The organism is Sinorhizobium sp. NFACC03 (genome assembly GCF_900103435.1).
In the GTDB taxonomy this organism is placed as follows: Bacteria; Pseudomonadota; Alphaproteobacteria; order Rhizobiales; family Rhizobiaceae; genus Ensifer.
This window is the reverse complement of record NZ_FMXF01000009.1, coordinates 59,678-79,022: the sequence shown is the minus strand read 5'-3', so window position 1 is coordinate 79,022 and position 19,345 is coordinate 59,678. Positions and strand designations below refer to the sequence as shown.

The following is a 19,345-nucleotide window of genomic DNA, read 5'->3' as shown; positions in this document are numbered from 1 at the left end:
TCGTGGATTGAACTTTAGGTCATGATGATATTCATGGCGGGGCGTGATGCGGGCGGAAGTCCGCTCATCCCGCTCGAAGCAGCAGCGGAGTAATCGATGGACAAGCAGCAACAGCGTTTTCCGGACCACCTTCTGAACGGCTACCACAACTTCATGAATGGCCGCTTCAGCGAACAGCAGAAGCGCTACAAGGTGCTGGCGGAAACCGGCCAGAAGCCGAGGACGATGGTTGTTGCCTGTTGCGATTCGCGGGCGGCGCCGGAAACGATCTTCGACAGCGGGCCGGGTGAACTCTTCGTCGTGCGCAACGTCGCCAATCTCATGCCGCCCTATGAGCCGGATGGCCATTACCATTCGACGTCGGCCGCGCTTGAGTTCGCCGTGCAGTCGCTCCGCGTCAGCGACATCGTCGTGATGGGGCATGGCCGCTGCGGCGGTATCAAGGCGGTGCTCGATCCTGATGCCGAGCCCTTGTCGCCGGGCGATTTCATCGGTCGCTGGATGAACCTCCTGAAGCCGGCCGCCGAGCAGATCCAAAGCAACGACGTCATGACCCAGGCGGAGCGGCAGCGTGCGCTCGAGCGGGTCTCGATCCGCAACTCGCTTGCCAACCTGCGCACCTTCCCTTGTGTTCAGATCCTCGAAGCCAAGGGCAAGCTGCATCTGCACGGCGCCTGGTTCGACATCTCGACCGGCGAGCTTTGGATCATGGATCCCGCGACCGGCGACTTCTCCCGCCCGGGCATGTAACCAGCAAAAAAGCCCGAATCGACGATCCGGGCTTTGCAATCTTCCGAAAGGCATCGTGCATCCGGAGAGATGCGCGAATTGGGTTCGATCAGAGGCCGTCGATCTCGGCGCCGATGATGGCGATTGCCTGCTGGTAGACGGTTGCCGCGTTCCAGCCCTGGATCGCGCCGAAATTCGCCTGGCCTTGTTGATAGCCGGCACCCGGCTGCCAGCCGTGACCGCGCAGGAAGTTGGCGGTCGAGGCCAGCGCGTCGGCCTTGGAGCGAACCATGTCGATGTGGCCGTTGCCGTCGCCATCGACGCCGTATTTCAGGACGTTGGCCGGCAGGAACTGGGTCTGCCCGATCTCGCCGTGGGCCGCACCGCGCGCATCGGGGCTCAGGTCACCGCGCTGTACAAGCTGCAGGGCGGCATAGAGCTGGTCGGTGAAATAGTCCGAGCGGCGGCAGTCATAGGCGAGCGTCGAAACCGCCGAGAGCGTATGCTCTTTGCCCATGAAGCCGCCAAAGCCTGTTTCCATGCCCCAGATAGCGATCAGCGGGCCGGCGGGCACGCCGAAGCGGCGTTCAATGCTGGTGAAGAGCGCCGCATTCTGCTGCTTCATCTTCTTGCCGCGGGAAATGATCGTCTGACCGCCGCGCTTCTGCATGAACTGGTCGAGCGACAGCTTGAAGCTCTTCTGGCCGCGGTCGGCGCGGATCGTCGCCTTGTTGTAGGAGACGCTGGAAAGGGCGCGGTCGAGCACCGCAGGGCTGATGCCGCTGCCTGAGGCTTCCTGCTTGAAATTCTGCACCCAGGCAGCAAATCCGCTTCCGTCGTTGCCGCATTGGGCGGCGGAGGCCACCGCCGGAAAAACTACAGTCGAAACCAGGGCAGCAAGCCCCACCGCTACGCACTTTGCCCTGTGCATGAAATACCCCGTCATAGCCCGAATCTCATTGCTTTCAAAAATGCCAGCCTTGGCCGGCCATGTCACCTGCCGGAAGCGGCGGTAACTTTTTCGTGGTTTCACGTGAAGCCGGGGCGAAACGACCCGCGATTGTGAAACAGGAAACCCGCCAAGCCCGGATGGGCTCGGCGGGAACGAATTGCTCAATTGCCGTTTCAGGCGGCCTGCTTACGCGGCTTGATGAGACCGCGGTTGACCAGGAGCTCGGCAATCTGGATCGCGTTGAGTGCCGCACCCTTGCGCAGGTTGTCGGAAACGACCCAGATGTTGAGACCGTTTTCGACGGTTGCGTCCTCGCGGATGCGCGAGATGTAGGTCGCATCTTCGCCGGCGCATTCGTAAGGCGTGACGTAGCCACCGTTTTCGTGCTTGTCGACGACCAGGCAACCCGGTGCTTCGCGCAGGATGTCGCGGGCCTCGTCTGCGGTGATCTCGTTCTCGAACTCGATGTTGACCGATTCCGAATGGCCGATGAAGACGGGAACGCGCACAGCCGTGCAGGTCACCTTGATCTTCGGATCGAGCATCTTCTTGGTTTCGGCCAGGACCTTCCACTCTTCCTTCGTGTAGCCGTCTTCCATGAACACGTCGATGTGCGGGATGACGTTGAAGGCGATGCGCTTGGTGAACTTCTTCGATTCGATCGGATCAGCGACGAAGACGGCGCGGGTCTGGTTGAAGAGTTCGTCCATGCCGTCCTTGCCGGCGCCGGAAACCGACTGGTAGGTCGAGACGACGACGCGCTTGATCTTGGCATGGTCGTGCAGCGGCTTCAGCGCCACGACGAGCTGGGCCGTCGAGCAATTCGGGTTGGCGATGATGTTCTTCTTGGTGAAGAGCGAGATCGCGTCCGGGTTCACTTCCGGCACGATCAGCGGCACTTCGGCGTCGTAGCGCCAGGCCGAAGAGTTGTCGATGACGACGCAGCCCTGCTGGCCGATCTTCGGCGAATACTTGAGAGAAACAGCGCCGCCGGCCGACATCAGGCAGATATCGGTATCGGAAAAATCGTAGTTTTCGAGGTTCCTGACCTTGAGGGTCTTGTCGCCAAAGGAAACTTCCGTGCCCTGGGAGCGGGCGGAAGCAAGCGCGACCACTTCATCCGCGGGAAAGCCGCGTTCGGAAAGGATGTTCAGCATCTCCCGGCCGACATTGCCGGTGGCGCCTGCGACTGCAATCTTGAAACCCATGATCTAAGCTCTCTTTCTGTCTCTCCTCGTCGGGTGGAGGGGGAACCGCGCGCGTTGCCACGAAGGTTCCGGTCCCCGGCCTTACCGGGGAGAGAGCGGAGGGCCAGAGACGTCAGACGGTTTTCGTCGTCGTTTTGGCCGTTGTTTTGCAAGCGAACGAAAAATCGACATCCTGCCCCGCGGCAAGAGCCGGCAGGATCAAAGCAGCGATGGCTGGACCGATCGGTCGCATGGTGGTGATTTCCTCGTTCGTCGCTGCTCTTACGCGGTTTTGGGGAAGAGTCAAGACGCCGCTGCATCTTGGTGGCTTCCCCGGCGTGGTCCGCGGTCGATCGCCGCATTAGACGAAAGTCATAAGCCGAAAGCATCTCTGCCTGCGCCGCAGGTTTTCTGACATCCTCTTCAACAGGCGCACCACGTCCGGCGGTTCTAGGGAGGAATGCCGGACCAGCCAATGGGCGCTCCAACAAGCTGTTTTGGAGTGGAGGATAAACGAAATGGCAAATGTCGCGACAGTGGACGACGCAAAAACGCGTCCAATGACCGGCGAGGAGAAGAAGGTCATCTTCGCCTCGTCGCTTGGTACCGTGTTCGAATGGTACGATTTCTATCTTTACGGCTCGCTTGCCGTCTATATCGGCGCGACCTTCTTCAGTTCCTATCCGGAAACGACGCGTAACATTTTCGCGCTTCTGGCCTTTGCCGCGGGCTTCCTCGTTCGCCCGTTCGGCGCCCTGGTCTTCGGTCGCCTCGGTGACCTCGTCGGCCGCAAGTACACCTTCCTCGTGACGATCCTGATCATGGGTCTGTCGACCTTCCTGGTCGGCATCCTGCCCGGCGCTGCCTCGATCGGCATTGCCGCACCGATCCTGCTGATCGCGCTGCGCATGCTGCAGGGCCTGGCGCTCGGCGGTGAATATGGCGGTGCCGCCACTTATGTGGCCGAGCATGCGCCGCACGGGCGCCGCGGTTACTTCACCTCCTGGATCCAGACGACAGCGACGCTCGGTCTGTTCCTGTCGTTGGTGGTGATCCTCCTCGTCCAGTTCCTGGTCGGCAAGGAAGCCTTTGCTGCCTGGGGTTGGCGCATTCCGTTCCTCGTCTCCGTCGTGCTTCTCGGCGTTTCCGTCTGGATCCGCCTGAAGATGAACGAATCGCCGGCCTTCAAGAAGATGAAGGAAGAGGGCAAGGGCTCCAAGGCACCGTTGTCGGAAGCTTTCGGTCAGTGGAAGAATGCCAAGATCGCGCTTCTGGCACTGTTTGGTGCCGTCGTCGGCCAGGCCGTCGTCTGGTACTCCGGTCAGTTCTACGCGCTGTTCTTCCTGACGGGCGTGCTCAAGGTGGACGGCCAGTCGGCAAATATCATGGTCGCCGCTTCGCTCTTGATCGGTACGGGCTTCTTCGTGCTCTTCGGCTGGCTCTCCGACAAGATCGGCCGCAAGCCGATCATCATGGCCGGCCTGCTGCTTGCCATGCTCACCTACTTCCCGCTGTTCAAGGCGCTGACCTGGGCCGGTAACCCGGCACTCGCTCAAGCCCAGGCAACCGTCCGCGCGACGGTGACCGCGGCCCCCGGCGATTGCAAATTCCAGTTCAACCCGACGGGCACGGCGAAGTTCACCACCTCGTGCGACATCGCAACCGCATTCCTCACCAAGAACTCGGTGCCCTACGACGTGGTAACGACGGCCGCCGCGGGTACGGCCGCAACGGTCAAGGTCGGCGAAACCACGATCAACAGCTACGACGCGGTCGCCGCAGGCGATGGCGCCAAGGCTGCCAATGCCGCCTTCGAAAAGCAAACCAACACGGCGCTTCACAATGCCGGCTACCCGCTGGTTCGTGGTGCGGCAAAGGTTCCGGAATCCAAGCTTGACGGCTTTGTCGCCGCCAACCCGGAACTGGCGCTTGATCCGGCTGCCGTTCGCGGCGGCGAGAAGACCATGGTTCCGGCCGACAAGCTCGTCGCCGACAAGCTGTTGACGAAGGATGAAGTCGGCACTGCCACCGAAATGGCCGTCTACACGATCGCCGGCGGCGGCACCTACGCGATGGTGGCGGATCCCGCCAATGTCAACTGGACGACGATCATCGCCGTTCTGACCGTGCTCGTCATCTACGTGACCATGGTCTACGGCCCGATCGCTGCGCTGCTGGTCGAACTCTTCCCGACCCGCATCCGCTACACCGGCATGTCGCTGCCCTACCACATCGGCAACGGCTGGTTCGGTGGCCTGCTTCCGGCAACGGCCTTCGCGATGAGCGCGGCCCAGGGCGATATCTACTACGGCCTTTGGTACCCGATCGTCTTCGCAGGCATCACGCTGGTCATCGGCCTCCTGTTCCTGCCGGAAACGAAGGACCGCGACATTCACGCGATGGACTAAGTCTGCAGTCACGCGCTCCCGGGAGAACCATTTCCCGGGAGCGCACCAAATCTTCCCCGAGCTACTATGGCTCTCCTGACTCCGGCGCGGCCTTCCGCGCCGGCTTTTTTATGGGCGTGGATCGCTGCGCCCCACGAGCGGCCATCCACCCTCGCTCAGATGAAACAGCCGGTTCTGCCGCGCGAAGAGAAACGCCACCATCACGGATGTCCAGAGACCGAGCAGCAGCCCGGCAGCGACGTCGCTTGGGTAGTGTGCGCCGACGATGACGCGGGAAACGCCGATCGTCAGCGCCAGGATCAGAAAGAGTGGCCTCAGCTTCGGCATCAGCATGGCGAAGACACCGAAGAAGGCGCCGGCCGCGGTCGAATGGCCGGAGGGGAAACTTTCGTACAGACCGCTGTTGGCAAACGGCGTCAGGCTGTAGGCGCCGAGCTCGGTGAAGAGTTCCGGCCGGGCCCGGCCGACGATAATTTTCAGTGTGTGGACCAGCGCGCTGGCTGTGCCGATCGTCAGGAGGAAATAGGCCGCAAGATCGCGGGCGGCACTTGCCCTGCGCTGAAGCGGCCCCTGGTTTGCCGCGCGACGCAGGATGAACGTCGCTGCCAGGAGCCCAGCTGAAAGGTAGATCATCCAGGCGAACGTCCCGAAGTCCGTGATCATCCGATTGAAATCGACGATGCTTTCCGGCAGCGCCTGCGCGCTTTGCGACAGATATGGATCCAATGGAATGAGTGCGAGCACGAGGACGAAAGTAGTCAGTGCAATCCATCCGGTGGTCGCAAGTGGTCCGTTCATGAATCTCCGTCCTGCCGCCGCGTCGCATGTCTGCGCCGCGTTCGTTCTTCTCATGGCGTCTAGTTCCCCGATGTGTCGGTTCTTTCGGCAAATTCAAGGCCGTGCGACGCAAAACACCTCCGGATGCGCTCCGGAGGTGTCTGTTCTTGTCTGCAGGTCGGCGTCAGATCACGCCGACGGCAATCGTTGGTGGCTCAGGCCGACAGCGCCTTGAACGCGGCGAGGATGGCGTCGCCCATTTCCGTGGTGCCGACCTTCTTCGCACCCTCGGCCATGATGTCGCCGGTGCGGATGCCCTGGTCGAGCACGGCGGCGATCGCCTTCTCCAGATTGTCGGCTTCCGTCACCAGGTTGAAGGAATAACGCAGGCACATGGCAAAGGAGGCGATCATCGCGATCGGGTTGGCGATGCCCTTGCCGGCAATGTCGGGGGCCGAGCCATGCACCGGCTCGTAGAGCGCCTTGCGCTTGCCGGTCACCGCATCCGGGGCACCGAGCGAGGCCGACGGCAGCATGCCGAGCGAGCCGGTCAGCATGGCGGCGACGTCCGACAGCATGTCGCCGAACAGGTTGTCGGTGACGATGACGTCGAACTGCTTGGGCTGGCGCACCAGCTGCATGCCGCCGGCGTCCGCCAGCATGTGCTCGAGTTGGACGTCGGCGTATTTCGCCTTGTGCGTCTCGGTCACCACCTGGTTCCACAAGACGCCCGACTTCATGACGTTGCGCTTTTCCATCGAGCAGACGCGGTTGGACCGCGTGCGGGCCAGCTCGAAGGCGACGCCGGCGATGCGCTCGATCTCGTAGGTGTCGTAGACCTGGGTGTCGATGCCGCGCTTCTGGCCGTTGCCGAGATCGATGATTTCCTTCGGTTCGCCGAAATAGACGCCGCCGGTCAGTTCGCGCACGATCAGGATGTCCAAGCCTTCGACCAGTTCCGGCTTCAGCGACGAGGCGGCAGCCAGTGCCGGATAGCAGATCGCCGGGCGCAGGTTGGCGAACAGTTCGAGATCCTTGCGCAGACGCAGCAACCCGGCTTCCGGACGCACCTCGTAGGGCACCGCATCCCACTTCGGACCGCCGACGGCGCCGAACAGCACCGCATCGGCGGCCAGCGCCTTCTTCATGTCCGCTTCCGAGATCGCCTGGCCATGGGCGTCATAGGCCGAACCGCCGACCAGGCCCTCGTCGGTCACGAAGCCGGCACCAAGCTCGGCATTCATGTAGGCAATGATTTTGCGGACTTCCGCCATGGCTTCCGGGCCGATGCCGTCGCCGGGCAGAAGGAAGAGGTTGCGCACAGTCATGGATAGTCCTTCTCGCGGGGGAAAACTCGGCCGCGTTCTAGCGCAACTTCGTATCGAGGGAAATCGCCGCGACGAAAGATTTGTGCGCGGCTGCGAGCGGCACGTTCCCGGCGGAACAGCTGCTCTACCGAGGAAGTGGGATGCTCTTTTCGAGGCCGCGCATCTTGCCCGGCCATCGATCCTCCTAGGAGAAAAGCATGCGCAAGTTCGTCCATGCAGTCGCCACACATATCCGCGCCACGGCCAAGAATTTAACCTTTGCTGGCAAGCGGTCACCCGCGTCGTCATATAGCTGGCTTAGCTTTCCTCTTGACTGAATCGGTGCCTCCGGATCGAATGCGGGCAACACAACCGGGAACCCGCCATGTCCGAGACGCTGCTGATCGGAGCCTTTCTCGCCGCCCTTTCCTATGTCCTTATTCCCGGACCGGCGTTTCTGGCGTTGCTCGGTATCGGCGCCGGACAGGGGCGCAAGGCAGGCGCCTTGTTCATGGGCGGGCACCTGGCGGGTGACGTTCTCTGGTCGACCCTGGCGCTGGTTGCCATCGTTGGCGCGCGCTCGGTCGGTAGCACGATCTTCGATATTCTCGGCCTCTTTTGCGGCGTCTATCTCGGCTGGATCGGCTGGACGGCACTCCGTGCGAGGCCGGCGGGCGAGAACCGGGCACTCCTGACCGTCGAGCGTCCGCTGCGGCGCGGCCTGATCTTTGGGCTCACCAATCCCAAGGGATATCCGGTGGCGCTCGCAACTTTCACGGCGTTGCTTGCCAGCTCGGCGAACGCGCTTGAGTTCAACGCGCTTCCGGCGCTGCTTGGCGTCTCGCTCATCGGCTTTCTTGTTGCCGACCTGATCCTGATCGTCATCATCGGCACCTCTGTGGTGCGGCGTTTCTACCGACGGCACGAATTGGCAATCGTCAGGCTCTCCGGTCTCCTGTTCATGGGCTTCGCCGCTCAAGCCGTCTGGCACGCAGCGCCGGGACTTCTCGGGCTGCGCAAACCTTGACGGTATCCCTGCCGGCAACCACCTTCATTTTCGCCGCTTCCTCATGTCGGAGGTAGCCGGCCCCCTCCCCGGACCTAAGCCGGACCGCATGCGAAAGGATTTCTGATGACCACCAGCACCCCGCTCAACCCCGCGCTCACATCATGGTCAGGCCACGAGGGCCTGCCGCGTTTCGATCTGGTGAAGGACGAGGATTTCGCGCCGGCGTTCGAAGCGGCCTTCCGGGAGCACGAAGCGGAGATTGACGCGATTGCCGAAAATTCGGCCGCTCCGACCTTCGAGAATACCATCGTTGCACTCGAAATCGCTGGCGATGCACTTTCGCGCGTGTCCTCCATCTTCTGGAATAAGGCCGGGGCCGACACCAACGAAACGATTCAGGCGCTGGAGCGCGACATCGCCCCAAAGATGTCGCGGCACTATTCCAAGATCGGCATGAATGCCGCGCTGTTCAGGCGCATCGACACGCTGTGGGAAGGCCGCCAGTCCCTGGGGCTTGATCTTGAAGCGACCCGTGTGCTCGAGCGGCACTGGAAGGGTTTCGTCAAATCCGGCGCCAAGCTCGCAAAACCCGAGCAGGAGCGGCTGGCCGCGATCAACGAAAAGCTCGCCGGCATCGGCGCGAAGTTCGGGCAGAACGTGCTTGCCGACGAGAAGAACTGGGTTCTGTTCCTCGAAAGCGAGGAACAGCTCGCCGGTGTGCCGGACTTCCTTCGCGACGCCATGGCGGCAGTGGCCGAGGACCGTGGCCAGAAGGGAAAATACGCGGTTACCCTGTCGCGCTCGATCATCGAACCGTTCCTGACCTTCTCGGAAAATCGCGAGCTCCGTGAACAGGCCTTCCGCGCCTGGGTCGCGCGAGGCGAAAACGGCGGCGACACCGACAATCGCGGGCTGATCGCCGAGATGCTGGCGCTGCGCGCGGAAAAGGCGAAGCTGCTCGGCTATGAAAACTTCGCGTCGCTGAAGCTCGACAACACCATGGCGAAGACGCCGGCCGCAGTGAACGGTCTCCTGATGCAGGTCTGGGAAAAGGCCGTTGCCCGCGCCCACGAGGAAGAGGCGGAGCTTGCCCGGCTCGTTGCCGGCGAGGGTCGCAATCACGACGTCATGCCCTGGGACTGGCGCCATTATGCCGAAAAGCTCCGGGCCGAGAAGTTCAATTTCTCAGAAGGCGAACTCAAGGCTTACCTGCAGCTCGAAAAGATCATCGAAGCTTGCTTCGACGTTGCCAAGCGCCTGTTCGGCATCACCGCGACGGAGAAGAAAGGCATCGCCGCCTATCATCCTGACGTGCGGGTCTTCGAGATCAAGGACGCGTCCGGCAAGCTGGTGGCCCTCTTCCTCGGCGATTATTTCGCCCGGTCGTCGAAGCGTTCCGGCGCCTGGATGAGCTCGTTCCAGTCGCAGCACAAGCTGAAACTGAAGAACGGCGCCGAAGGCGAACTGCCGATCATTTATAACGTCTGCAATTTTGCCAAACCCGCCGAGGGCAAGCCGGCACTGCTGTCGCTCGACGATGCCCGCACGCTCTTCCACGAGTTTGGCCATGCCTTGCATGGCATGCTATCCAACGTCACCTATCCGTCCGTTTCGGGTACCGGTGTGTCGCGCGATTTCGTCGAGCTGCCGTCGCAGCTCTACGAACATTGGCTGACGGTGCCGGAGATCCTCAAGCGCTACGCAGTGCATTACCAGACCGGCGAGCCGATGCCGCAGGCGCTGCTTGACAAGGTGCTCGCCGCCCGGACGTTTAACTCCGGCTTCGCCACCGTCGAGTTCACTTCTTCTGCTCTGGTCGACATGGCCTACCACACGGCCGAGGAGACGGCGGAGCCGATGGCGCTCGAAGCAAAGAAGCTCGATGAGATCGGCATGCCGAAATCCATCGTCATGCGCCACCGCAGCCCACATTTCCTGCACGTCTTCTCGGGCGACGGCTATTCGGCAGGCTACTATTCCTACATGTGGTCGGAAGTGCTCGACGCCGACGCCTTCGCGGCCTTCGAGGAAACCGGCAATGCCTTCGATCCGGCGATGGCCGCCCGCCTCAAGGACAATATCTATTCGGTCGGCGGCTCGATCGATCCGGAGGATGCTTACAAGGCGTTCCGCGGCAAGCTGCCGAGCCCGGATGCGATGCTGGCAAAGAAGGGCCTGGCGGCCTGAGGTGTCCTGAAACCTGCCCGGTTGGCTGGATATTGGAACGGCGCCCTCGGGCGCCGTTTTAGCATTCTGCTCAAGCGCTCTGCTCGACGCCAAATGTCGATAGCAGGCTTTGCATCCGTTGCGCCGCCAGTTCCGGCCGGTCGAGCACATTGGCGCGGTCGGCGAGACGGAAGATGTCGGCATAGTGCAGCGCCCCGCGGGCGGACTGCATGCCGGCGGGCATGGTGAAGTGGCGCTGGTGGCCGTTCAGCCAGGCAAGGAAAACGACCCCGGCCTTGTAGTATTGCGTAGGCGCCTCGAAGATCTTGCGTGACAACGGCACGGTCGGCTCGATCACGCCGCGGAAGGTGGCGAGGTCACTCTTGGCGAGTGCTGCGAGCGCCTTGGAGGCGGAGGGTGCTACCGCATCGAAAATGCCGAGCAGGGCGTGGCTAAACTTCGTGCCGTCGCCTTCGATCAGTTCCGCATAGTTGAAATCGTCGCCGGTAAAGCAGAGCACGCCGTCCGGCAGGCGGTTGCGTAGCGCCACTTCCCTGGCGTTGTCGAGCAGCGAGATCTTGATGCCTTCGACCTTGTCGCGGTTGGCTTCGATGATCGAGAGCACGGTATCGAGCGCCTGGTCGAAGTCCTCAGAGCCCCAGTAACCCCGAAGTTGCGGGTCGAACATGTCGCCGAGCCAGTGCAGCACGACCTTGTGTCGGGTCTGGCCGAGGATGCGCCCATAGACATGGCGATAGTCGTCGGCGGAGCGGGCAACGCGGGCGAGTGCGCGGCTTGCCATCATGATCGCCCTGCCCCCCTCGCCTTCGACGAAGCCGACCTGCTCTTCGTAGGCGGCAATCACGTCGTCCAGCGATCGCGCATCGGTCGGCGCCAGGTGGTCGGTGCCGGCACCGCAGGCAAGATCGGCGCCCGGAACCTGCCGCGCGTCCGCAAGCGAGCGGCGGATCAGTTCCTGCGCGCCCGGCCAGGCAAGGCCCATACCGCGTTGGGCGGTGTCCATCGCCTCGGCGATCTTGAAGCCAAGGCTCCAGAGATGGTGGCGAAACGCCATCGTCGCCCCCCAGTCGATCGCCGGATTGCCCCAGGGATCGAGATCCCGGAGAGGATCCGAGACCACATGGGCGGCCGCATAGGCGATGCGGTTGAAGGTCGGCGGCGTCTGCGGCCGTTCGATCGGGGTTCCCGTCAGGCGGTAGTGTTCGAGCGAGCCGTCTTGGTGCGGCAGCGTGAGGCTTGTCATCGGGGTAGGTCTCCTCCGCGGAAGTTTGTGTTGAAATACTTTGGATCGTTCCAAATGGCAAGTGGCATTGTTTTTGGGAATTCGCCAACAGTGTTATCGGTAGCGGCTCACGTGTGATTACATCGTTGTTTTGTATCGATTTTTGTCATCAGGAAGGCGCCAGTTCACTGGCATTTAATGCCGATTGATCGCTAGAAGAGTCGTTGGTCCAGAAAAAAGTGATCAATCATCTCTTGACGAAATTGGAACGTTCCAATTATGAAAGAGAAAAGCAGGTACGAGAATTCGGGAGGATGCTGTGGTCAAGGAAAGGGTGACGGTCATCGATATTGCGCACGCCGCCGGCGTGTCCAAGTCGACCGTGTCGCTCGTTCTGCAGGGCAGCTCGCTCGTCAACGAGGCGACGCGCGCCAAGGTGAATGCCGCGATCCGCGATCTCGGCTACGTCTACAACCGTGGAGCTGCCAATCTTCGCCAGGCGAAGTCCAAGATCATCGGCATCGTCGTCAACGATCTCACCAACAGCTTCTTTGCGGAGCTGGCCGTCGGTGTCGATGCCGTCGTGCAGTCGGCTGGCTTCGTGCAGTTCCTTGCCAACACCGGTGAAAAGATCGAGCGTCAGCGCGAAGTGGTGGCGTCGATGCGTGAGCACGGCGTCTCCGGCCTGATCGTCTCTCCGGCGCGCGGCACGGAAGTTGCCGATCTCGCGCCTCTGGTCGATAGCGGCATTCCCGTCGTGCTTGTCGTGCGCGACATTGCCGGCGCCGACGTTTCTTCATTGATATCCGACAATCACGCCGGTGCCATGGCGGCCGTGCGTCACCTGATCGAGCGTGGCCACCAGCGCATCGCCTTTCTCGGCGGCTTTCCCGATACTGCCGTCTTCGAGGCGCGCATGCGCGGCTACCGCGATGCTCTCATCGAGGCCGGTATTGCAGGCTCCGATGCGTTGATCATCGGTTCGGCGCCATCGCGCGCCGGCGGGGTAACGGCGGTGGAACAGGCAATGATGCTCGCCGACCGCCCGACGGCGGCGCTCTGCTTCAACGATGCGGTCGCCTTCGGCGTCTGCGACGGCCTTCGGGCGCGGCGGCTGGAGCCGGGCGCCGATTTCGCCGTCATCGGCTTCGACGACGTGATCGAGGCAAAGACCGCCGTGCCGGCACTGACGACGGTTTCCGTCGATCCGCAGGGCATGGGTCAGCGGGCCGCCGAACTGCTGCTGAAGCAGATCAAGGCCGGCAAGGCGGAACCCGAAGCGATCGTCAGTTCGGTGCGCCTCGTCGTTCGCCAGAGCTGCGGCGCTGCGGTGGAGAGAAAAAGGGAGGCATTGGCATGACGCGGTGGGGTCTGATCGGCGCAAGCACGATTGCGCGCGAATGGGTGATTGGCGCGATCCGCGCCGCCGGTGGCGAGGTCGTCTCGGTCATGAGCACCAATGCCGAGCGCGGCGCTGCCTATGCCGAGGAAAACGGCATTCCGAAGTCGGTGACGTCAGTTGCTGAACTGGTCGGTGATCCCGACGTCGATGCGGTCTATGTCTCGACCACCAACGAATTGCATCGCGAACAGACGCTGGCGGCGATCGCTGCCGGCAAACACGTGCTTTGCGAAAAGCCGCTGGCGATGAATCTCAATGATGGCTGCGAGATGGTGCTGAAGGCGTGTGAGGCGGGCGTCGTGCTCGCCACCAACCACCATCTGCGCAATGCCGCCCCCCATCGCGCCATGCGTGAAGCGATCGCCGCGGGCCGAATCGGCAGGCCGATTGCGGCACGCGTCTTCCATGCCGTCTATCTGCCACCGCACCTCCAGGGCTGGCGGCTCGACAGGCCGGAAGCCGGCGGCGGCGTCATTCTCGACATCACCGTGCATGATGTCGATACGCTGCGCTACGTGCTCGACGATGACCCGATCGAAGCGGTCGCCATCAGCCACAGCGCCGGCATGGGCAAGGAAGGCCTGGAAGACGGCGTCATGGGCGTGCTGCACTTCCGCTCCGGCGTCATCGCCCAGTTCCATGACGCCTTTACCACCAGGTTCGCCGATACCGGCCTCGAGGTGCATGGAACCGAGGGCTCGCTGATCGGCCGCAAGGTCATGACCCAGCGACCGGTCGGAACCGTGACGCTGCGCAATGCCGATGGTGAGACCGAGCTGTCGCTCGACCATCGCAACCTCTACGAAACCGCACTTTCCGCCTTCCACGCCGCAGTCAAGGGCGAAGGCCGTCCTTCGGCCACGGGTGAAGACGGCGTGTGGTCGCTGGCGACGGGTCTTGCCGTGGTCAAGGCGGCTGCGACCGGCCAGGCGGTGGCGATCGAAACGGGACTTTGAACTCATGTCGATGAACAAGCATATCTCGCCGGCCGAAGCGGCCGCCCTGATCCCGGATGGCGCGGTGGTTTCCGTCTCGTCGTCCAGTGGACTCGGCTGCCCCGACCTGATGCTGAAGGCGATCGGTGAGCGCTTCGAGGCGACCGGTCATCCGCGCGATCTCACGACACTGCACCCGATCGCCGCCGGCGACATGAGCGGCATCAAAGGTGTCGACTACATCGCGAAGAAGGGCCTGCTGAAGAAGATCATCGGCGGCTCCTATCCCTCCGGTCCGTCCAGCGCCGAGCCGCCGCTGATCTGGCAGATGATCGGCGCCAACGAAGTGGCCGCCTACAACGTCCCGTCCGGCATCCTCTTCGATATGCACCGCGAGGCCGCCGCCAAGCGGCCGGGCGTCATGACCAAGGTCGGCCTCGACACCTTCGTCGACCCGTCGCGCGAGGGCTGCGCGATGAATGCTTCGGCCGCGGCCGAGCCGGTGGTCAAGAAGGTCTCGTTCGAGGGCGAGGACTGGCTCTATTTCAAGGCGATCGCGCCTGAGGTGGCCATCATCCGCGCCACGACCGCGGACGAGCGCGGCAACCTCACCTATGAACACGAGGGCGCTTATCTCGGCGGTCTCGACCAGGCGCTCGCCGCCCGCAACAATGGCGGCATCGTCATTGCCCAGGTCAAGCGCATCACCAAGGAAGGCTCGTTGAAGCCGCACGACGTGCGGGTGCCGGGCGTCCTCGTGGATTATGTCATCGTCGATCCTGACCAGAAACAGACGACCCAGACGCTTTACGATCCGGCGATCTCAGGCGAAATCTTCCGGCCGCTCGACAGTTTCCGGGTGCCGGAGTTCAACATCCAGAAGGTGATCGCCCGCCGTGTGGCGCAGGAGCTGCAAGCCGGTAGCGCCGTCAATCTCGGCTTCGGCATCTCGGCCAACGTGCCGCGCATCCTGCTCGAAGAAGGCCTGCATGGCGCGGTCACCTGGGTGATCGAGCAGGGCGCCGTCGGTGGCGTGCCGCTCCTCGACTTCGCCTTCGGCTGCGCCTCCAATGCTGATGCCTTCATGCCTTCGCCCTACCAGTTCACCTATTTCCAGGGTGCCGGCTTCGACGCGTCGCTGCTCTCCTTCCTCGAGATCGACCGTCACGGCTCGGTCAATGTCTCAAAGCTCTCGTTCCGTCCGCATGTGACGGCCGGCGCCGGCGGCTTCGTCGACATCACGGCGCGGGCGAAGAAGATCGTCTTTTCCGGCATGTTCAATGCCGGCGCCAAGCTTTCGATCGGCGATGGCAAGCTGGTGATCGAGAAGGAAGGCAAGCTGAAGAAGCTGGTCAACGAGGTCGAACACGTCACCTTCTCCGGCCGTCGCGGCATCGAGCAAGGCCAGGACATCACCTATGTGACCGAGCGCTGCGTGATGAAGCTGACGCCTGAGGGCGTCATGCTGACGGAGATCGCGCCGGGCGTCGATCTGCAGACCCATATTCTTGATCAGTCGGAGTTTCCGCTGATCGTGTCCAATCAGCTGAAAACGATGGATGCTGCCCTCTTCCAGGACGCACTGATCGGGCTTGAGCTGCCGAAAAAGGCGCAGCGTCGGCTCGACGGAGGCCACCATGGCTGAGGGGCGCATCCGAATTGAGATAGAAGGCGCGATCGCGACCATGACGGTCGCCCGCCCGGAAAAGCTCAACGCCTTCGACATCGACATGCTGAAGGCCCTGGCCGCCGCCTGCGATACGGTAGAGGCCGACCGCAACATCCGCGTTGTCATCCTCACCGGTGAGGGCAAGGCGTTTTCGGCCGGCGGCGACATCAAGGCCTGGGGCGGCATGGATGCGCCCGCATTCGGTCATGACTGGGTGCGCTTCGGCCATCGTGTGTTCGAGCGGCTGGCGACGTTGCGCATGCCTGTGATCGCCGCGCTCAACGGCCACGCGCTCGGAGGCGGGCTGGAGCTTGCGGCCGCGGCCGACATCCGCCTGGCCGAGGCGCAGATCAAGATCGGTCTGCCGGAAACGAGCCTCGGCATGGTTCCCGGTTGGTCGGGCACGCAGCGCCTGGTCTCGCGCTTCGGTGCCCAGATCGTGCGGCGCATGGTGCTGGGTGGCGAGATGTTCACTGCCGAGACTGCGCTCAAGGAAGGTTTGGTCGATGCCGTCGTCGAGACCGGCACGGTCCTTGCCGCCGCCCGCGACTACGCGGCGCGTGTTGCGAAGCGCGGCCCGGCGGCGCTCGAAATCTCGAAACTGATGATCGCTTCGGCGAATGGCGAAGACAATGGCTCGGCGGTCGAGGCTCTCGGCTCGATCCTCGTCGCCAAGACCGGTGATCTCAAGGAAGGCGTTGCCGCCTTTTCCGAAAAGCGTGAAGCCCAATTCAAGGGAGAATGGTAATGACCGTGCTCGTGAAACCCAAGGCGCTTGGCGACCACAAGGTCCGCGCCTTCCAGATGCTGATCGACGGCAAATGGGTGGACAGCGCCGAGCGGCGCATGATCGAGCGCGTGTCGCCGGGCCATGGCGTCGTCGTCAGCCGCTACCAAGCGGGCACCAAGGCCGACGCCGAAAAGGCGATCGCCGCGGCTCGCCGTGCTTTCGACGAAGGCGCCTGGCCGCGCATGACCGCTTCCCAGCGCTCGCTGGTGTTGCTGCGGGCCGCCGACATCATCGCGGAACGGGCCGATGAACTCGCCTATCTCGACGCGATCGAATCCGGCAAGCCGATCAGCCAGGCCAAGGGCGAGCTTGGCGGCGCGGCCGATATCTGGCGCTATGCCGCGGCCCTTGCCCGCGATCTGCATGGCGAAAGCTACAACACGCTCGGCGATGGCACGCTTGGTGTCGTGCTGCGCGAAGCGATTGGCGTCGTCTCGATCATCACGCCCTGGAACTTCCCGTTCCTGATCGTCAGCCAGAAGCTGCCCTTCGCCTTGGCGGCGGGCTGCACCACGGTGGTCAAGCCGTCCGAACTGACCTCGGCTTCGACGCTGCTGCTCGGCGAAATCCTCGAAGCGGCTGGCGTCCCTGCTGGCGTCGTCAACATCATCACCGGCACGGGGCCGGAGGTCGGCGCGCCGATGACGACGCATCCGGATGTGGACATGGTGTCCTTCACCGGTTCGACCGGCGTTGGTCGCCTGACCATGGCCAATGCCGCACAGACGCTGAAGAAGGTGTCGCTGGAACTCGGCGGCAAGAACCCGCAGATCGTCTTCCCCGACGCCAATCTCGACGAATTCATCGATGCGGCCGTCTTCGGCGCCTATTTCAATGCCGGCGAATGCTGCAATGCCGGCTCGCGTCTGATCCTGCATCGCGATATCGCCGACGAGGTGACGCGGCGGATCGCCGAGCTTTCGGCCAAGGTCAAGGTCGGCGATCCGCTCGATCCGGAAACCCAGGTCGGCGCGATCATCACGCCGCAGCATCTGGAAAAAATTGCCGGCTATGTTTCTGCTGCGTCGAAGGAGGGGGCGGCGGTCGCTCATGGCGGCACGGCCCTCGATCTCGGCATGGGCCAGTTCATGGCGCCGACGATCCTCTCGGCCGTGCGCCCCGACATGGCGGTGGCGCGCGAAGAGGTGTTCGGCCCGGTTCTCTCGGTATTGACCTTCGAGTCGACCGAGGAAGCGATCAGCATAGCCAATGCGATCGACTACGGTCTTTCGGCCGGCGTCTGGAGCCGCGACTTCGACACCTGCCTGACGATCGGCCGCCGCGTGCGCGCCGGCACCATCTGGATGAATACCTTCATGGATGGCGCGTCGGAGCTGCCCTTTGGCGGTTACCGGCAATCCGGTCTCGGCCGCGAGCTCGGCCGACATTCGGTCGAGGATTACACCGAGACCAAGACGCTCAACATGCATATGGGGCCGCGCACCGGCTGGTGGATGCCGCGTTAAGGCGCTGCTGAGGGAGGAGAAGACATGCGGATCGAGGGCGGAGATCAGAGGCGGCAGGAGGCAGCGTCACGCGACGCGGCCTTGCGCATCTTTCCCGCCTGCTCAGCCCGCCGTACCGAAACTCGCGGGGATTTGCGGACAGAGCAACAGTTGCAGCTTGCTGACGTCGCTTTCGCCGCCGATCTTTTGCAGGAGCACCCGGCCCATGTCCTCGCCGGTTGCCGTCAGGTCCTCGTAGATCGTCTCGACCTGCGGCTGGATGGCGCTCAGCAGATGCGAGGTCTGCTTGGCGACGATGTCGTATTCGCGGCCAAGCGTCAGCCCGCAATCGCTCATGCCGGTGATGGTTGCGAGCGCGCAGACCTCCCCGCCGCACATGAAACTATCCGGCGGACCGGGCTCGGCGTAGCGCTGCCGGATACGGTCGCGGATCGCGCCGGCGGGGCTATCAAGGTCGATGCCGGTGAGGATCTCATAGGCGCAACCGGCCTCGCGTACGGCGGTCATGAAGCCATGCTGCAGGTGCCCGGCGAAGGTGAAACCGGCGGGACCGCTGATCAGAGCCGGCTTGCGTCTGCCCTTGGCGATCAGCCGTTTCGTCGCCTGGTAGGAAAAGGTGAAGTTGTCGTAGTCGACATAGGGGTGCGGGGTGGAAAGCTCCGTGCGCCCATGGGTGACGAAGGGAAAACCGAGATCGGAGAGCAACCGGACCCGCGGATCGAGCGGTTCCGTGCGCGAGAAGATCAGGCCATCGGCCATGCCGTTGCGGGTGATGTAGTTGACCGCCTCGACATTGGTCGAATTCAGGAAGTTCGGCATGACGATCAGGTGAAACGCCGTGCCCTGCAGCGCCTTGGCGATGCCGCTCATGATCGAAGTGCCGTAGCCGAGGATTTCCTCATGCGGGTCGAGCAGCACGCCGATGACATTGGTGCGGCCGGTCTTCAGGCGCTGGGCGGCGCGGTCGGGCGAGTAGCCGATCTCATCGGCGACCTCGCGCACCCGCTTGCGGGTATCGAGCGAAATCTGCGGCGCATCGGAAAGCGCGCGGGATACGGTGGTGACCGCAAGGCCGGTGATTTCCGCGATCGTGCGAAGGGTCGGCTTGCCGCGCTTGGCGGTGGAGCCACCGTCTTCGCGATGGGCGGGCTTGGAGGGATCGGCCAATGCAAGTCATCCTGAGAGCGGGCGAGAGCGGGTTTTGTAACGTGGTGCGAACGCTTAGGCAATCGAATCATGAAAACGTTTTAAATCTCGCATCGCGGCATGGTTTGCTGCACTGCAAAAGCCAATGTGTGCTATATA

The 19,345-nt window shown here is 63.0% G+C and carries 15 protein-coding genes; 9 read left to right on the top strand and 6 right to left on the bottom strand.

The window, feature by feature from the left end:
- Positions 1 to 96: 96 nt before the first annotated feature.
- On the top strand, positions 97 to 750 hold the full coding sequence (locus tag BLU35_RS14075; protein WP_058327505.1) for a carbonic anhydrase: 654 nt from the start codon (positions 97 to 99) through the stop codon (positions 748 to 750).
- Positions 751 to 838: 88 nt separating this feature from the next.
- Here BLU35_RS14075 and BLU35_RS14070 read toward each other — a convergent pair whose 3' ends face one another.
- Complete coding sequence (locus tag BLU35_RS14070) at positions 839 to 1,660, bottom strand: lytic murein transglycosylase (protein WP_093233510.1); 822 nt, start codon at positions 1,658 to 1,660, stop codon at positions 839 to 841.
- A gap of 194 nt (positions 1,661 to 1,854) precedes the next feature.
- Complete coding sequence (locus BLU35_RS14065; protein WP_057251996.1) at positions 1,855 to 2,889, bottom strand: aspartate-semialdehyde dehydrogenase; 1,035 nt, start codon at positions 2,887 to 2,889, stop codon at positions 1,855 to 1,857.
- A 497-nt stretch (positions 2,890 to 3,386) separates the two neighbouring features.
- Here BLU35_RS14065 and BLU35_RS14055 point away from each other — a divergent pair, with 497 nt between their 5' ends.
- Entirely contained in the window at positions 3,387 to 5,276 is a 1,890-nt protein-coding gene (locus BLU35_RS14055) for an MFS transporter (RefSeq protein WP_057251995.1), read from the top strand.
- A 108-nt stretch (positions 5,277 to 5,384) separates the two neighbouring features.
- Here BLU35_RS14055 and BLU35_RS14050 read toward each other — a convergent pair whose 3' ends face one another.
- Together BLU35_RS14050 and leuB are read right to left on the bottom strand one after the other, a co-directional pair.
- Entirely contained in the window at positions 5,385 to 6,074 is a 690-nt protein-coding gene (locus BLU35_RS14050) for a phosphatase PAP2 family protein (RefSeq protein WP_057251994.1), read from the bottom strand.
- Positions 6,075 to 6,268: 194 nt separating this feature from the next.
- On the bottom strand, positions 6,269 to 7,381 hold the full coding sequence (leuB, locus tag BLU35_RS14045; protein WP_093233463.1) for a 3-isopropylmalate dehydrogenase: 1,113 nt from the start codon (positions 7,379 to 7,381) through the stop codon (positions 6,269 to 6,271).
- Positions 7,382 to 7,745: 364 nt separating this feature from the next.
- Between leuB and BLU35_RS14040 the strand changes: the two genes are divergently transcribed.
- Together BLU35_RS14040 and BLU35_RS14035 are read left to right on the top strand one after the other, a co-directional pair.
- Positions 7,746 to 8,387, top strand: coding sequence for a LysE family translocator (locus BLU35_RS14040; protein ID WP_057254842.1), 642 nt, complete (start codon positions 7,746 to 7,748; stop codon positions 8,385 to 8,387).
- Between the two features lie 105 nt (positions 8,388 to 8,492).
- Entirely contained in the window at positions 8,493 to 10,556 is a 2,064-nt protein-coding gene (locus BLU35_RS14035) for a M3 family metallopeptidase (RefSeq protein ID WP_093233462.1), read from the top strand.
- A gap of 70 nt (positions 10,557 to 10,626) precedes the next feature.
- Here BLU35_RS14035 and BLU35_RS14030 read toward each other — a convergent pair whose 3' ends face one another.
- Positions 10,627 to 11,799 (bottom strand): dihydrodipicolinate synthase family protein, encoded by a 1,173-nt coding sequence (locus BLU35_RS14030; RefSeq protein ID WP_057254844.1) that lies wholly within the window; start codon positions 11,797 to 11,799, stop codon positions 10,627 to 10,629.
- A gap of 298 nt (positions 11,800 to 12,097) precedes the next feature.
- On the opposite strand from BLU35_RS14030, the gene BLU35_RS14025 reads away from it, so the two are divergent.
- The 5 genes from BLU35_RS14025 to BLU35_RS14005 are packed head-to-tail and all read left to right on the top strand — an operon-like array spanning position 12,098 to position 18,040.
- Positions 12,098 to 13,138 carry a LacI family DNA-binding transcriptional regulator gene (locus tag BLU35_RS14025; protein ID WP_093233461.1) on the top strand — a complete coding sequence of 347 codons (1,041 nt, stop codon included), beginning with the start codon at positions 12,098 to 12,100 and terminating at the stop codon, positions 13,136 to 13,138.
- On the top strand, positions 13,135 to 14,136 hold the full coding sequence (locus BLU35_RS14020) for a Gfo/Idh/MocA family protein (protein ID WP_058321644.1): 1,002 nt from the start codon (positions 13,135 to 13,137) through the stop codon (positions 14,134 to 14,136). The genes BLU35_RS14025 and BLU35_RS14020 overlap by 4 nt, the downstream gene beginning before the upstream one ends.
- 4 nt (positions 14,137 to 14,140) lie before the next feature.
- Positions 14,141 to 15,760, top strand: coding sequence for an acyl CoA:acetate/3-ketoacid CoA transferase (locus BLU35_RS14015; RefSeq protein WP_093233460.1), 1,620 nt, complete (start codon positions 14,141 to 14,143; stop codon positions 15,758 to 15,760).
- Complete coding sequence (locus BLU35_RS14010) at positions 15,753 to 16,532, top strand: enoyl-CoA hydratase/isomerase family protein (protein WP_057254847.1); 780 nt, start codon at positions 15,753 to 15,755, stop codon at positions 16,530 to 16,532. Before BLU35_RS14015 ends, BLU35_RS14010 begins: the two co-directional genes overlap by 8 nt.
- A complete protein-coding gene (locus BLU35_RS14005) occupies positions 16,532 to 18,040 on the top strand; it encodes an aldehyde dehydrogenase family protein (protein ID WP_093233459.1) in 1,509 nt (502 codons plus the stop codon). Before BLU35_RS14010 ends, BLU35_RS14005 begins: the two co-directional genes overlap by 1 nt.
- 102 nt (positions 18,041 to 18,142) lie before the next feature.
- Here the strand turns inward: BLU35_RS14005 and BLU35_RS14000 are convergent, their stop codons facing one another.
- Entirely contained in the window at positions 18,143 to 19,207 is a 1,065-nt protein-coding gene (locus tag BLU35_RS14000) for a LacI family transcriptional regulator (RefSeq protein ID WP_093233458.1), read from the bottom strand.
- Positions 19,208 to 19,345 lie beyond the last annotated feature (138 nt).

Coding starts and splice junctions, on each gene's coding strand:
- BLU35_RS14075 (WP_058327505.1), top strand. CDS start 97: ATGGACAAGCAGCAACAGCGTTTTCCGGACCACCTTCTGAACGGCTAC.
- BLU35_RS14070 (WP_093233510.1), bottom strand. CDS start 1,660: ATGCACAGGGCAAAGTGCGTAGCGGTGGGGCTTGCTGCCCTGGTTTCG.
- BLU35_RS14065 (WP_057251996.1), bottom strand. CDS start 2,889: ATGGGTTTCAAGATTGCAGTCGCAGGCGCCACCGGCAATGTCGGCCGG.
- BLU35_RS14055 (WP_057251995.1), top strand. CDS start 3,387: ATGGCAAATGTCGCGACAGTGGACGACGCAAAAACGCGTCCAATGACC.
- BLU35_RS14050 (WP_057251994.1), bottom strand. CDS start 6,074: ATGAACGGACCACTTGCGACCACCGGATGGATTGCACTGACTACTTTC.
- leuB (WP_093233463.1), bottom strand. CDS start 7,381: ATGACTGTGCGCAACCTCTTCCTTCTGCCCGGCGACGGCATCGGCCCG.
- BLU35_RS14040 (WP_057254842.1), top strand. CDS start 7,746: ATGTCCGAGACGCTGCTGATCGGAGCCTTTCTCGCCGCCCTTTCCTAT.
- BLU35_RS14035 (WP_093233462.1), top strand. CDS start 8,493: ATGACCACCAGCACCCCGCTCAACCCCGCGCTCACATCATGGTCAGGC.
- BLU35_RS14030 (WP_057254844.1), bottom strand. CDS start 11,799: ATGACAAGCCTCACGCTGCCGCACCAAGACGGCTCGCTCGAACACTAC.
- BLU35_RS14020 (WP_058321644.1), top strand. CDS start 13,135: ATGACGCGGTGGGGTCTGATCGGCGCAAGCACGATTGCGCGCGAATGG.
- BLU35_RS14015 (WP_093233460.1), top strand. CDS start 14,141: ATGTCGATGAACAAGCATATCTCGCCGGCCGAAGCGGCCGCCCTGATC.
- BLU35_RS14010 (WP_057254847.1), top strand. CDS start 15,753: ATGGCTGAGGGGCGCATCCGAATTGAGATAGAAGGCGCGATCGCGACC.
- BLU35_RS14005 (WP_093233459.1), top strand. CDS start 16,532: ATGACCGTGCTCGTGAAACCCAAGGCGCTTGGCGACCACAAGGTCCGC.